A 13,577-nucleotide genomic window follows, 5' to 3' on the forward strand; every position below is an offset into this window, starting at 1 on the left:
TTAATTCCTTATCAATACGTCCGGGATGCCCAAAACTCGGTAAGGCATTTCCAGGTCAGTTCCCGCGTTGAATGAAGCTGTAGTCCCGCATGGTTCAGGCCAGAACCCACCCCAACCGACAGCATGCCCGCCGCGTTGATCGCCGCTACGCCTGCAGGTGCATCTTCGATGCCCATGGCCTCTTCAGGACGCACATTCAGGCCAGCACAGGCTGCAAGGAAGATCTCCGGATCTGGCTTTGAGCGGCGAATACGGGAAGCATCGGCGCAATAATCGAAGGCCTGATAAATGCCCAGCGCGTGCAGGATCCCTGGGGCATTCAGGGAAACGGAGGCGAGTCCAGTTTTGACGTTCGCTTTACGTATATCCGTCAGCACGTCACGAATACCCGGAAGCAGTGAATCTTCCGTCAGCGACGCCAGAGACTGGACATAAAGCGCGTTTTTTTTCGTCGCCAGCGCGAGGCACTGCTCATCGCTAAACATCCCCTCTTTCCCGCCATGCTTCAGGATGCGCTGAAGGGAATCCATGCGGCTAATTCCCTTCAGCTGTTCATTAAACACTTCGTCGAAGGTGATGCCGATTTCGTCAGCCACTGCACGCCAGGCCAGAAAATGGAGGTGTGCGGTATCGGTGATAACACCGTCCAGATCGAATACAACAGCCTTAAGCGTCATGGCGCCCCTCCGTGGTAGCGGTCCCATTTACAGGTGCAAGAAAATCCTTATAAGCGCATACCTTGCGCACCGATACGCGTAGCGTCTTGCCCCACAGCGTCAGAGTGACAGGTGTCGTCGTTTCAATGGTTAACACCTCATTTTCATAGGTGAAGTGCAGCGTTGCGTTCCGCCAGCGCAGGGGGAAAGCAAGCCTTCGCCAGTGGGCAGGCAGGCTGGGCGCAAGGTGTAGCTCCCCTTCCACAATCTGCATACCTGCAAATCCCTGAATGACGCCGGACCAGATAGCGCCGGTCGCTGCGGCATGAATACCGTCATCGCAGCTGTGTGGATCGTCCCCAAGGTCAATAGCGACGCCATCACGCCAGAAGGCGTAGGCACCTTCGGTGTCACCACAGCGGGCGGTCACAATGCCGTGTATGGCCTTACTCAGCGAAGAGTCATGGATCGTGCGGGGCTCGTAGAAAGCCAGATTGGCGGCACATTGCTGTGGGGTAAACCGCTCCGGCAAGAGGTAGGTAAGCATTACCACATCAGCCTGCTTCAGGATCTGCATGTCGTTTACTTCCGCGCGGGAGTAATCGAGCAGAATGGTCTGCTTCCCTGCTTTTGCTTTATAGCGGCTGAGATCAATGGCTGGTTTCGCCATGAAGGTATCATCCTGCGGGATCACACCGTCTGAATTGGCCTCCGGCAGCCATAAGCGCGTCAGGAACCGCGTGGCATTCTCCGTAAAACGCGCATCTTCACGCCCAAACATCGCCATAAACCGGCGAGCGCAGGCGACGTTGTGCCAGGCCAGATAGTTGGTATACGCGTTGTTATTCACATGCTCGGTATATTCGTCAGGTCCGATGACGTCATGGATTTCGAGGCGACCATTGATTTCCGTGGCGCGGCCCATCCAGAACGCAGCAGTTTCCATCAGCAGCGTCAGGCCTTCATTTCGCATAAAGGCATCATCGTGTGTCGCCTGCCAGTAAGCGACGACGGCCCAGGCAATATCCGCCACGATGTGGTGTTCAGCCAGCGCGGAGGCCACCTTCTGGCGCATGCCGGTTCGGATGTTGATAGCCGCGAACTCCGGCGTTTCCTCTTTGCCGCTCGAGGCGCTCTCCCACGGGAAAAGTGCGCCCGGCCAGCCGTTGCGGCGGGCTTTTTCCCGGGCCCCGGCCAGGTTAAGCCAGCGATAGCGCAGAAGATTGCGGGCCACCTGAGGACGGGTGAAAAGATGGAAAGGCAGCAGGAATATTTCGGTATCCCAGAAGACGTGTCCTTTATACCCCCCGCCGGTCAATCCCTTAGCGGCAATGCTGCTTCGCTCATCATGGGCGGGCGTCATGGCCGTCAAATGCCAGACGGCGTAATCCAGCGCCATCTGATCCTGATGTTCCGTAGAGTCAACCTCCACCCGAGCGTTACGCCAGACCTCTTGCCAGGCACACGCCGAACTCTCAAGCAAGGCGTCGTAGCCTCTTGCCGCACAGACTTTGAGATCGGCCAGCGCGTTGCGGGCGAAAGAGGCCTGCGACAGTGCCTTATCACTGCGATGTGCCACCCAGACGATTTTTTCAAGCGTGACAGTGTCACCCTTCGCAATCGTCAGCGAATGATGAGCGCTGAGACGACGATTTTTTGCGGTGAAACAGCTGTCGCTCTTGGCTGAGAGCTGACAATACGCTGAAACAGCAATCTCAGACGCGCGGTCCTGCGTTTCATACACGCCCTGCATGTATTCCTGATCGAACACTCTGACCGACGCTTCATCCAGTTGCTGTCTGCCGCTGTTCGTTTGCGTTGCGTCAATGCCGGTTTGCAGCACGGCGTGCGTGACGGCATCGAGCGGCGTTATGGAAAGCTGCATGGCCACTAAGGGCAACTGGTCCAGCGACACAAAACGACGGCTCTCCAGACGATAGCGTTTCCCGTCGGGCGAGCGCCAGATGACGCTGCGACGAAGTTCGCCATTAGCAAACGCCAGCTCGCGCTGCCACTCGAGAATGTCCCCCGACAGAAGGGTAAAATTTACCCCGTCCAGCTCAACCTCAATACCGGTGATATCGGGCAAATTGACCAGCTCAGTGGTCTCGTTGCGACCAGCACGATGATACAGACCCGCAAGATACATGCCTCGGGTTTGCTGGGTGTAATCCTCTTCATGCGCAGCGCGGATCCCCATGTAGCCATTACCGCAGGCCATGATGGAGGCGTATTTATTCAGACTGTGCGGACAAAAGCCCGGGTCGGTTAATACAGACACGTTTAGCATAACGTCACGCTTCCCCCTGTTTCTGCTGATTCATACAGCGCGGCGACAAGCTGCTGGATAATCAGCCCCTGCTCCGCATCAGCGATCATGACGGGCTCTCCCTGCACATGGCGCACGAAGGCATCCATACTGCGCAGGTGGCGTTGGTCGTCAGCCTCTTCGCGCTGGGTAAGAGTGTGTAAAACACCAGCTTCGTCGTTGTAGATGTGCGCCGGGAACAGCGTGGCACCCGCCTTTTCTCCACAGAATGCGACGTTCATGATCGATTGCTCGCGGATATTGAGCGCAAACGACGTGTCCAGACGCAGAATGCCGCCGTTGCAAAATTCAATCGTGCCAAACAGAGCATCTTCCACGGTAAACTGCGTGGGATCCCATGCGCCAAACTGACCGCTGCTTTTACGGTTGCCCAGCCTCTGATAGCTATGCGCGGTCACCCGTTTTACCGCCGGGAACCCCAGAACATACATTGCGGCATCAAGCATATGGATGCCGATATCAATCAGCGGACCACCGCCCTGTAGCGATTTATTGGTAAAAACGCCCCACCCTGGCACACCGCAGCGACGCAGCGCCTGCGCTGACGTGAAGTAAATTTCTCCGAGCGTTCCGTTCATTACCGCATCGCGCAGCAGCTGAGTATCCAGGGCAAAACGATGGTGAAAATCATACGCCAGCACTTTTCCTGCCTTGCGCGCAGCCAGGCGCATCCGATCGGCCTCCTGCGGCGTCATAGCAGGCGGTTTTTCACACATCACATGGCAGCCTGCTTCCAGCGCTGCCATGACGTGCTCGAAATGAAACCGGTTAGGCGAACAGACGCTCACCGCATCCGGCTTAACCGCCTCGAGCATTTCTCGCGCATCCTTCCATGCCGAGGGAATACCATGACGTTCCGCAAACGCCCGAGCCTGTTCAGGGTGGCTGTCCATGACAGCCACCATCTGAACATCACTGCGCGTGGCGTAATACGAGGCGTGCACTTTATCCGCGACCTGCCCGGCGCCAATGATGGCGACGCGCAGAGGCGAAGGTGTAGAAGCACTCATCACGCTCGTCATCCTTAGCATTTACGCAGATAAGTGAGCGAATCCCGGTATGCCTGAGCCGGATCATCGGCGCGAACACGGCACTCATATACCACGTAACCCTGATAGTTATCCGCACGCAGCTGATCGAACAGGCTGGCAAAATCGAGGCTGCCGCTGCCCGGCTGGTAGCGGTGATTATCGGCGATGTGCACATGGCCAAGCAGATCGCGGTTCCGATGCAGCGCATCCGTCAGCGAGTCTTCTTCGATGTTCATATGATAGAAATCGCCGATGATCTGCACATGCTTCAGGCCGTTCTCTTCGATGTATCGACGCGCGTCTGCCAGGGTATTAATCATATGATCCTGATAGCGGTTCAGCGGCTCCAGATAGACGGTGGTTCCGGTGCGCGCTGCCACCTCATCCAGCCAGCGCAGCGAAGCACTCACCGCTTTGCGGTCGCCTTCAAGGCTGCGTGGAGAGGTCATTGGCGGCAAACGGAAGGTAAACATTCCCCAGGCTGCAGGCACAATAATGCCCTTGCCGCCCACTTCGGCCAGGGCTTCCAGAATGCGTTCAATCTGGGCTAAACCGTTCAGACGACGCTCTTCGATAAAGTCACCAATCCAGCCATCGTATCCGCCGCAGGCGGTCGTGACCGGCAGGCCGGTGGCCTTAATCGCCGCTTTCACCTCGGCGAGGTTTTCCACCAGCAGCTTGCCGTCAATTTCGTAGCCATCAAAACCCATCGCTTTGATGTACTCGAATTTCTCCATGATATTGACCGGGAAAAAGCCCTGGTTCTGTGTTGCGATTTTCATGATTTGCTCTCCTTAGCTTAAAAAGTGACGCCCATTTTGATGCTCAGTTCCGGATGCTGGTCCACATATTTCATGTAGCTTTCAGCGCTGGTGGTGAAGGTCACGACCGGGTCGATCAGATCTTCACAATTGAGATAACCGTTCATCAGCAGTTCCCAGCAGGTCTCTTCGATACGCTTGCGGCTCCAGCGCGGATAGTCCGGGTTTGGTTCGCTGCAGGCGCGGGAGAAGACAATCTTCGCATTATTGAAATGCGCTTCACGGCCGAGGTTAAAGCCTTCAGCGAACGGTTTCGCGAAGGCTACGTAGGAGATGGTGCCGCCGTAGGCGAGCCCGCGCAGCGCGGACTGCAGCGCATCGGCAAAACCACTGGTTTCGATGATCACGTCCGCGCCCTGCTTGCCGGTCAGCTTTTTGATTTCCAGGCCGACATCGGTGCCGATTGGGTTCAGGCAGTGGTCCGCGCCGTGACGACGGGCGATCTCGCAGCGGTGTTCGATTGGATCAACGCCGATAACCACTGACGCACCGGCTTTTTTAGCCAGCTGAATCGCAATCTGCCCGATTGCTCCCAGACCGACCACGACGACAAAGTCGCCCACGCGGACGTTGGCATCACGCACGCCGCTCATGGCGAACTGCGCCGGATCGTAGCAGACGGCGTTCTTCCAGGACGCGCCCTGCGGCATTTTACGCAGCTTATAGTTGTTCACCGCGTTGACGATGACCGTTTCCTGCAACGGGCCGTAGCAGCAGACAAGATCGCCGATCTGGTAATCCGTCACGTCCGCACCGCATTCAATAATGTCGCCAACAACCATGTTACCCAGCTGGAACTTACCGAACTCAATACCGCGCGCTGCGCCCTCTTCACGCGGCGTGAACATCTGCCACTCTGCGTTGAATTCTTCATCAATAAACGGGCTGGCGGCGCGGAAATCCACCACTTCTGTACCGTGTTTCGGCGCGCCAAAACGGGCGCGAATTTTTACTTCATGGACTGCAACCGGACGATCTTCATATTCCACCAGCGCCGCCACGCGTGGCGCTGTCGCAACTAATTTTTTCATGACTGACTCCTTGTTAATATTGGCCGCCTCAGCCCTTCACGCCACCGGCGGTCAAACCACTTTTAATAAACCGTTCAGACAGGGCGTACATGATGACCACCGGAAGCGCCGTCACCAGCGATGCCGCCATCATGCGACCCCAGATATAATCTGGCGTGCTAAAGAGCGTATTCAGCCCGACCGGCAAGGTGAAATTGCCAGAGCTGGACAGGAAAATTGACGCAAACAGGTAGTCGTTCCACGCCACCATAAAGCAGTAGACAAACACCGATACGAGCCCTGAGATCGCAAGCGGGACGGTGATGCGAAAGATGATTTGCAGGCGGTTGAGGCCGTCCATCATCGCGGCTTCTTCGATTTCGTCCGGGATGGTGTCGAAATAGCTGCGCAGCATGAACACCGCTGTCGGCAATGTCTGGGTCACCATGGTGACGATCAGCGCCAGCTCGGTGTCGTAGATCCCGAGGGCAGTGATGATTTTGAACAGCGGCACCACCAGCAAGATCCCGGAGAACATATAGACGGTGTAGAAGCTTGCATTGATCGTCGTGCGTCCTTTAAAACGCAGTTTGGACAAGGCATAAGCGCCCAGCGTGCCGAGAAATACGGCAATCACCGAGGAGGTCAGCGATACCACCATGCTGTTTTTGAAGTAATCCACAAACGGGAAGATCAGCGGGTTAAAGATGTCGATGTAATGCTGCAGCGTCCACTCCTGGGGCAGAATGGTCGGATGGAGCGAGATTGCCTCTTTCGCACTCTTAAACGACGTCATTAGCATCACGAAGAACGGGAACAGCGTGATAACCAGAAACACCGCCAGCCCCAGATAAAAACCAATACGGCTCAGTACGCGTTTATTTGTTGCCATTGAGGTTTACCCTTTTTCTGGTCAGCAGAATCACCGCGAAGATGATCACGAACAGCACGACGGAGATCGCCGCAGCTTTACCCAGGTCATTGAAAGCGAATGCGGTTTTGTAGAGGTAGACGCCCAAAATATCGACCTTAGTAGTCAACAGGTAGACATCCGCAAACATGTAGAACATCCAGATAGTGCGGAGCGTCACCACCGTTGCCAGCACCGGCATAATCGCGGGCAGCGTAACGATTCGAAAACGCTGCCAGGCATTCGCGCCGTCCATTTCCGCCGCTTCATACAGGGATTTATCAATGGTCTGTAAAATCGCCAGGAATGAGATAAACGCGTACGGGAAGTAACGCCAGATGGCGAACAGCACCACCAGTACAAAACTGCTGCCAGGATTGTCGAACCACAGGGGCGTCTGGTCATAAAGATGCAGCAGGTCAACGCCCAGATAGTTCACGATGCCGTAGCCGTTGTTGAACATGTATTTCCATGCAAACACCAGCGAAATGGACGGGGTGACGTAGGATAAAATCACCAGTGAACGTGCCGTTTTCCGCAGACGAAACTCCCGGTTAAAGAAGATGGCGACGGCAAGCCCCAGCCCGGTACTGCCGAGCACGACTAGCGCGGTGTACCAGAACGTCATCCACAGCGAGTGCCAGAAGGCGGCATCGCTGAGGATGCGAATGTAATTATCCAGCCCGACAAACACAGCGCTAATGCGCGGGTTAAGCGGCAGTCGTAAGAAACTGATTTCAATATTGGAAATCATTGGCCAGGCCACCAGGCCCACCAGCAAAATCAGGCTGGGGGCCAACAGCAGCATGGCGAAAGGCATATCTGAACGACCAGAAAACAACGTCTTCATAATTTCCTTCCGCAGAGCGCTCCTATCGTTGTGAAATCAGATCGGTCAGACGCTTCTGGCTGTTACTAAGCGTGTTGCTGAGATCTTTTTTCCCCACCGTGACGTTATGCACCATGGAACTGATAATGCCGGAGCCCGTTACATCGCCCATGCGGGTGAAGTTATTATCCCCAACCGCGCCAAATACCTGCACGTTCGGGAACTGCGCAATCAGTTCATAAGGCAGTTGCCCAAACGCTTTAATCACGTCGTTGTTTTTCCAGGCATCGGTGCCCACCACTAGCTTGTTCACCGGCAGTGCCGCGCCAGGCGACATCATGACCCAGTCCGTCGCGTTTTGAGCCTGTTCCATCCAGGTCACAAACTTCTCGGCCGCTTCGGTCTCCTCTTCAGTTTGTCCGGTGGTGATCGTCAGGGAGGTGATCATGCCGTACACCGCCGATGACTTTTCAGTCGGGACAACGAAGCCCAGGTTAGAGGGGTTTCCGTCCTTGTAGACGGCAGGCAGGATGTAGGTGGAGTAAACCGCCATAGGCGCTGAACCGTTCATGAAGGCGTCTTTGATCTCCATGACATCGTTTGAACCCGGCATGGTGGTCGCGGCCAGCGCTTTATAAAACGCCAGGGCTTTTGCCATTTCCGGGGTATCGATATCGACGTTCCCTTTGGCATCAAACACGTTTGCGCCGCCGGAAAGCGCAAACTGAGAGAACGACTGCTCGGTCATCACGCTTTCAGCTGTCGGCAGCGCGATGCCGTAATGCTTTTTAGCCGGGTCGTTAAGGCGCTGGCTGGCTTGCAGTAGCTGTTCCCAGTTATGTGGCTCCTGAATGCCCGCCGCGGCCAGCACATCTTTGTGATACCAGACGCCGGAAAGCCAGGCGCTGACCGGCACGCCCGTCCAGGCTGAACCGTCTTCCGTACGAACAACACGCAAGATGCCGTCATAGAAAGTGTTTTCGCCCACCGCTTTAATGGCTTCGCCGATAGCTTTGCGATCCAGCAGCTGTTCCTTGTCCATTACTTTTGCGTAGTCATGGCTGACCTCAATCACTTCAGGCAGCGCGCCGGTTCTCGCCAGCGTAATCACCTTGGTATTGTAGGCATCCTCTTCCACCGGTACCTGTTTTACCGTGATGCCAGGATTCTCTTTCTCGAACTTTTCGATCAGCTTCGTGATAACCGCCTGACGCTCCTGCTCGACTGACGAGTGCATAAACTCAATAGTGACAGCAGACTTTTTGTCGTCCTTGCACCCTGATAACAAGGCGCACGAAACCAGTGCTGAAATCAGCACAATTCTGGGCATTTTCATTTTTAAGGTCCTTTTTAGTTTTCTTTAATCCACAACACCTGCCATGGATGTAGGGTCAGCGTTTTATCTGTAATAACTTCTCCTGAAATCAAATCCGTTCCGGATTGAATATCGGAACCCACCGTTTGAATGCCATCACTGAAATTAAACAGCGCCGTTATTTTCTCGCCACAATCCGCCACGCGAACGATTTTTAAAACATGTTCACCTGACGCACTAAAATAAGCCTGACTGTCAGGGTGGAATGCTTTTTCCGCACGTCGCATCGCGATTAACTGGCTTAACGCACAATAGACCTGATAACGCAGACTGCTTTTATCTTCAAGCGCACTATCAATTTGTCCTGCGGTATATTTCTCGCGATTTATCGCACGGTTATATCCCAGGCGTTTAACACCTGTATAATCATTACGGGAGCCGAGAATACTCTGGATATAAACAGCAGGCACGCCGGGGAAGCTTAAGAGGACGGCATGCGCCAGAATAAACCGGGCAATGCGTTCGCTATCATGACTTTCTCGCGTACTCAAAGCATCCAGATAGGTCACATTAATTTCATACGGGCTTCGTGTGCCATCCGGGTTATTTTTCCAGTTAACCAACGCACCTTCAGCCTGAAGTTTTTCCACAAGCGAGAGGATTTCCGACTCGGGTAAAATTCCGCGTAACGGATTCAGACCAATCCCGTCATGCGAGGCCAGGAAGTTAAACCAGGTCGTTTTCGTAGAAGGCAACGTCAGCGACGTCGCCCACTGGCTCAGCGTACGGACGTCCTGAGAATGCACCGCGTGCAGCACCAGCGGCGGCAAAGAGAATTGATAAACCATCTGCGCTTCATTTTCACCGTCACCGAAGTAAGCAACGTTATCTTTATGCGGAACATTCGTCTCGGTGATAAGCACCGTGCCCGGGGCGACAGCCTCGGTAATGGCGCGGAAAAGCTGGATGAGCTGATGGGTTTGCTTAAGATGGATGCAGGTTGTTCCGGGTATTTTCCACATGAAGCCCACAGCATCCAGACGAATGTATCGCGCCCCTTCAATTAGGTAATGCAGCAGCACGTCCACCATCGCAATCAGTACCTGCGGGGAGGCGAAGTTGAGATCAACCTGGTCCTCGCTGAAGGTGGTCCACAGGTGTCGCACGCTGCCGTCATGCAGCGTGAAAGGCGTAAGAAGCGGTAAAGCACGCGGACGCGTCACCGCGGATAAATCTGTTTCAGGATCGACAGAAATAAAGAAATCGCTATACCCAGGAATTTGCTTCAGGTAATTAGCGAACCATTTACTTTTGGCTGACATATGGTTACAGACGAAATCAAACATTAAACTGGCTGACTTTTTTAATTCGGCAACGTCTCGCCACGTTCCGGTTTCCGGTGCAACCTCATGATAATCAATAACAGAAAACCCGTCGTCCGAAGACCATGGATAAAAAGGCAAGAGATGGACATGAGAAAAAGAATGAGAAAGCCACCTGTTATAAAAACGTGTAAAAACAGGCAGCGCCTTCTCCCCTTTCGCTGAAAACTGATCGGCATAGGTGATCAGGACAACGTCTTTTTCATCCCAACCCGTTTTACGTTTTTCCGTAATAACAGAAGCGGCCTTTTCAATATTTTCCAGAAGCACATTAAGATGGGCTTCAGAAAACGTTTCTCCGTAAACAAAATTAATGATCTCTTTAATTTTTGTATCCATTTCATTTTCCATGGTAGCGGTCCCACGGAGTGGCAATCTACTCCCATGAAAAATATCTGTCAACGGACCAGAAAGGAGAAAAAGGTGATTGCAAAGCAGCTCAGCGCAATATTGTGAGCTGCCGCAAAGAAAGAACGGGGAAAAGAGGAAATGCGGTTAACCGTCGCCAGTCCCTCCCCCGTCAGGGAAAGGGCTAACGCCAACGGGAATTATTGGGATAAGTAGCGGCGAGAAAGCCGTTTTGCCACCTTTTGCAACAGCGGTTCGAGCGCCACGGCCAGCACCATTCTGACCGGCTTGCGGGCAACGGATTTAATTGCCCAACCTGCCACACCTGCCGGGCCGAACCGTAACGCGGTCAGCAGGACCAGTTTACCTGCGATTTTCAGGCCGGGTTTTACCTTCTGACCGGCCTGTTGCCAGTGTTGTTTCATCTCATCTCTCTCTTAAAGCTGACGAAAGCGACTTCTCAGCGTAAACGTATCCGAGGTGACATAGCGTTCCATTTCCCGTAGCCGCTTCTCACTGGCGGCGAGTTGCTCATCAACGGCATTGAGAAGATCGCTGCTGGTCGGGGCTCCCTCCGCAGCCAGCTCTCCTTCCGGCATCGGGTCAAGAACAAACGACAGCACGATATAAGCTACCAGGGTGATAAATGCCAGACCAAAGAAGATCGACAGCACCGTCACCACGCGTACCAGCTTAACCGGGACGTCAAGATAATGAGCCAGCCCGGCACAGACGCCGCGCACCATGCCCTGCTGTGGAATTCGCCACAGCTTTTTGTTCAGATTCAGTCCAGACATTAACGGTCCCTCCAGTTTGGATGTTCAGCATCCAGGATGGCTTCCAGCGCCTGAATGCGTTCGCGCATTTTGTTCGCCTCATCGGAGAGCTGTACCAGACGCTGTTGTTCACTCTGGGAGAGTTCGCCCCGAGAAGAACGGTTGCTGTAGTGCAGCCATAGCCAAATCGGCAAAACGAACAGCACGAAAATTGTCAGGGGAATGGCCAGAAAAAGCGCGCTCATGTGTACTCCTTGTCTTATGATGCGGCACGCTCAGGTGCCGCAGGAATTATTATTGGTTGTCTTGCTTCATTTTGGCTTTCAGTGCCGCCAGCTGCTCGCTGATTTCATCATCAGCCTTCAGGTCGGCGAACTGTTGATCCAGCGACTTCTGCTTGCCGATGCCATGGCTTTCGGCTTCCGCTTCCATGTGGTCGATACGACGTTCAAACGATTCAAAACGCGCCATCGCTTCATCGAGCTTACCGCTGTCCAGCTGACGACGCACGTCGCGGGAGGAGCTTGCCGCCTGGTGACGCAGGGTCAGCGCCTGCTGACGCGCGCGGGTTTCGCTCAGTTTGTTTTCAAGCTCACCAATCTCTTTCTTCATACGGGTGAGCGTGTCGTCCACCAGCGTCACTTCATGCTCGAGCGTCGCGACCATATCGGCCAGCTTCTGTTTTTCGATCAGCGCCGCACGGGCCAGATCTTCTTTATCTTTGCGCAGCGCAAGTTCCGCTTTTTCCTGCCATTCGTTCAGCTGAGCGGTAGCTTGTTCAATGCGACGCGTAAGCTGTTTTTTCTCCGCCAGCGCGCGGGCGGAGGTTGAACGCACTTCAACCAGCGTGTCTTCCATCTCCTGAATCATCAGACGTACCAGCTTCTGCGGATCTTCCGCTTTCTCAAGCAGTGAGTTGATGTTGGCGTTCACGATGTCGGCAAAACGAGAAAAAATACCCATAATCTAATCCTCATAGTTCTGTTATCGGGCGATGCCCTGCTGTACTGATAATGCAAACATCATGCCAAGTTTTTATCTTATTGATTTTACTAAGCATGATTGCTTTTTGCGCAGTGAAGAACTATTCTTCCCTGGTGAATATCGCTAAGGAGTGGTTAATTTCATCATGCCCGGATACAAAGACAATTTACTCGGCGAAGCAAACAGCTTTCTCGAAGTGCTGGAACAGGTCTCTCGCCTGGCGCCGCTTAACAAACCGGTGCTGATCATCGGTGAACGTGGAACGGGGAAAGAGCTGATAGCCAACCGTCTGCATTACCTGTCCGGGCGCTGGGATGGCCCATTTATTTCCCTTAACTGCGCGGCGCTGAATGAAAACCTGCTCGACACCGAGCTCTTCGGCCATGAGGCGGGCGCGTTTACCGGTGCCCAGAAACGCCATCCCGGACGCTTTGAGCGCGCCGACGGCGGTACGCTTTTTCTGGATGAGCTGGCCACCGCCCCCATGCTGGTGCAGGAAAAACTGCTGCGCGTGATTGAGTACGGCGAACTGGAGCGCGTCGGCGGTAGCCAGCCGCTGCAGGTTAACGTGCGCCTGGTGTGCGCCACTAACGCCAACCTGCCGGAGATGGTGGCGGAGGAGAAATTCCGTGCCGACCTCCTTGACCGCCTGGCCTTTGACGTCGTTCAACTTCCTCCGCTGCGCGAGCGCAAAAGCGACATCATGCTGCTGGCAGACCAGTTTGCGATTCAGATGTGCCGCGAGCTCGGACTGCCGCTCTTCCCCGGCTTCAGCGATTATGCTCGGGAGACGCTGCTCGCTTACCACTGGCCGGGAAATATCCGCGAGCTAAAAAACGTCGTGGAGCGCTCCGTCTATCGTCACGGCAGCAGCGAGACGGAGCTGGACAACATCATTATCGATCCTTTTCAGCGCAGCGCGCCGTCGCTACCCACACCAGCGTCTTCAGGCGATGCCCCTACTCTTCCCCTTGATTTACGCCAGTTCCAGAACGACCAGGAGAAACAGCTGCTGGAGCAAAGCCTGAAGACGGCGAAATATAACCAGAAACGGGCGGCTGAACTGCTGGGTCTGACCTACCATCAGTTAAGGGCATTGCTTAAAAAGCATCAAATGCGCTGACAATATCAGCACTTACCATAGACATTTTTACGAAGCAGGCGTAAGTGCGATACACTTTGCAGA

General features: G+C 54.3%; 14 protein-coding genes. 1 reads left to right on the forward strand and 13 read right to left on the reverse strand.

The window, feature by feature from the left end; all coding sequences use genetic code 11:
• Nucleotides 1-11: 11 nt before the first annotated feature.
• The 13 genes from pgmB to pspA form a co-directional block, all read right to left on the reverse strand.
• Nucleotides 12-677 carry a beta-phosphoglucomutase gene (pgmB, locus tag AB3N39_RS11405; protein ID WP_127731228.1) on the reverse strand — a complete coding sequence of 222 codons (666 nt, stop codon included), beginning with the start codon at nt 675-677 and terminating at the stop codon, nt 12-14.
• Nucleotides 667-2,946: a glycoside hydrolase family 65 protein gene (locus AB3N39_RS11410; RefSeq protein ID WP_367896739.1), complete on the reverse strand. Its 2,280-nt coding sequence runs from the start codon at nt 2,944-2,946 to the stop codon at nt 667-669. Before AB3N39_RS11410 ends, pgmB begins: the two co-directional genes overlap by 11 nt.
• On the reverse strand, nt 2,940-3,998 hold the full coding sequence (locus tag AB3N39_RS11415) for a Gfo/Idh/MocA family protein (RefSeq protein WP_252093072.1): 1,059 nt from the start codon (nt 3,996-3,998) through the stop codon (nt 2,940-2,942). The genes AB3N39_RS11410 and AB3N39_RS11415 overlap by 7 nt, the downstream gene beginning before the upstream one ends.
• A gap of 11 nt (nt 3,999-4,009) precedes the next feature.
• Entirely contained in the window at nt 4,010-4,798 is a 789-nt protein-coding gene (locus tag AB3N39_RS11420; protein ID WP_252093073.1) for a sugar phosphate isomerase/epimerase, read from the reverse strand.
• 17 nt (nt 4,799-4,815) lie between these two features.
• Nucleotides 4,816-5,868 (reverse strand): zinc-binding alcohol dehydrogenase, encoded by a 1,053-nt coding sequence (locus AB3N39_RS11425; protein WP_115875353.1) that lies wholly within the window; start codon nt 5,866-5,868, stop codon nt 4,816-4,818.
• A gap of 28 nt (nt 5,869-5,896) precedes the next feature.
• Nucleotides 5,897-6,739, reverse strand: a complete 843-nt coding sequence (locus tag AB3N39_RS11430) for a carbohydrate ABC transporter permease (RefSeq protein WP_136194966.1) — start codon at nt 6,737-6,739, stop codon at nt 5,897-5,899.
• On the reverse strand, nt 6,726-7,607 hold the full coding sequence (locus AB3N39_RS11435) for a carbohydrate ABC transporter permease (RefSeq protein WP_248174390.1): 882 nt from the start codon (nt 7,605-7,607) through the stop codon (nt 6,726-6,728). The genes AB3N39_RS11430 and AB3N39_RS11435 overlap by 14 nt, the downstream gene beginning before the upstream one ends.
• 22 nt (nt 7,608-7,629) lie before the next feature.
• Nucleotides 7,630-8,922 (reverse strand): ABC transporter substrate-binding protein, encoded by a 1,293-nt coding sequence (locus tag AB3N39_RS11440; RefSeq protein ID WP_367896740.1) that lies wholly within the window; start codon nt 8,920-8,922, stop codon nt 7,630-7,632.
• A 14-nt stretch (nt 8,923-8,936) separates the two neighbouring features.
• On the reverse strand, nt 8,937-10,634 hold the full coding sequence (locus AB3N39_RS11445) for a sugar phosphorylase (RefSeq protein WP_367896741.1): 1,698 nt from the start codon (nt 10,632-10,634) through the stop codon (nt 8,937-8,939).
• Nucleotides 10,635-10,831: 197 nt separating this feature from the next.
• The gene (gene pspD, locus AB3N39_RS11450; protein WP_023312043.1) at nt 10,832-11,056 is read right to left on the reverse strand and encodes a phage shock protein PspD; all 225 of its coding nucleotides are present in this window, start codon (nt 11,054-11,056) and stop codon (nt 10,832-10,834) included.
• Nucleotides 11,057-11,068: 12 nt separating this feature from the next.
• Nucleotides 11,069-11,428: an envelope stress response membrane protein PspC gene (pspC, locus tag AB3N39_RS11455; protein ID WP_252093075.1), complete on the reverse strand. Its 360-nt coding sequence runs from the start codon at nt 11,426-11,428 to the stop codon at nt 11,069-11,071.
• On the reverse strand, nt 11,428-11,652 hold the full coding sequence (pspB, locus tag AB3N39_RS11460) for an envelope stress response membrane protein PspB (protein WP_023312045.1): 225 nt from the start codon (nt 11,650-11,652) through the stop codon (nt 11,428-11,430). The genes pspC and pspB overlap by 1 nt, the downstream gene beginning before the upstream one ends.
• A gap of 49 nt (nt 11,653-11,701) precedes the next feature.
• Nucleotides 11,702-12,370, reverse strand: coding sequence for a phage shock protein PspA (gene pspA / locus AB3N39_RS11465; protein ID WP_029740507.1), 669 nt, complete (start codon nt 12,368-12,370; stop codon nt 11,702-11,704).
• A gap of 151 nt (nt 12,371-12,521) precedes the next feature.
• Between pspA and pspF the strand changes: the two genes are divergently transcribed.
• On the forward strand, nt 12,522-13,514 hold the full coding sequence (gene pspF, locus AB3N39_RS11470) for a phage shock protein operon transcriptional activator (RefSeq protein ID WP_187695479.1): 993 nt from the start codon (nt 12,522-12,524) through the stop codon (nt 13,512-13,514).
• Nucleotides 13,515-13,577: the final 63 nt, after the last annotated feature.

Origin of the sequence: Enterobacter vonholyi (assembly GCF_040834095.1) — a bacterium.
In the GTDB taxonomy this organism is placed as follows: Bacteria; Pseudomonadota; Gammaproteobacteria; order Enterobacterales; family Enterobacteriaceae; genus Enterobacter; species Enterobacter vonholyi.

Coding starts and splice junctions, on each gene's coding strand:
- AB3N39_RS11435 (WP_248174390.1), bottom strand. CDS start 7,607: ATGAAGACGTTGTTTTCTGGTCGTTCAGATATGCCTTTCGCCATGCTG.
- AB3N39_RS11440 (WP_367896740.1), bottom strand. CDS start 8,922: ATGAAAATGCCCAGAATTGTGCTGATTTCAGCACTGGTTTCGTGCGCC.
- pspC (WP_252093075.1), bottom strand. CDS start 11,428: ATGTCTGGACTGAATCTGAACAAAAAGCTGTGGCGAATTCCACAGCAG.
- pspA (WP_029740507.1), bottom strand. CDS start 12,370: ATGGGTATTTTTTCTCGTTTTGCCGACATCGTGAACGCCAACATCAAC.
- AB3N39_RS11410 (WP_367896739.1), bottom strand. CDS start 2,946: ATGCTAAACGTGTCTGTATTAACCGACCCGGGCTTTTGTCCGCACAGT.
- AB3N39_RS11425 (WP_115875353.1), bottom strand. CDS start 5,868: ATGAAAAAATTAGTTGCGACAGCGCCACGCGTGGCGGCGCTGGTGGAA.
- AB3N39_RS11430 (WP_136194966.1), bottom strand. CDS start 6,739: ATGGCAACAAATAAACGCGTACTGAGCCGTATTGGTTTTTATCTGGGG.
- AB3N39_RS11420 (WP_252093073.1), bottom strand. CDS start 4,798: ATGAAAATCGCAACACAGAACCAGGGCTTTTTCCCGGTCAATATCATG.
- AB3N39_RS11445 (WP_367896741.1), bottom strand. CDS start 10,634: ATGGAAAATGAAATGGATACAAAAATTAAAGAGATCATTAATTTTGTT.
- pgmB (WP_127731228.1), bottom strand. CDS start 677: ATGACGCTTAAGGCTGTTGTATTCGATCTGGACGGTGTTATCACCGAT.
- pspB (WP_023312045.1), bottom strand. CDS start 11,652: ATGAGCGCGCTTTTTCTGGCCATTCCCCTGACAATTTTCGTGCTGTTC.
- pspD (WP_023312043.1), bottom strand. CDS start 11,056: ATGAAACAACACTGGCAACAGGCCGGTCAGAAGGTAAAACCCGGCCTG.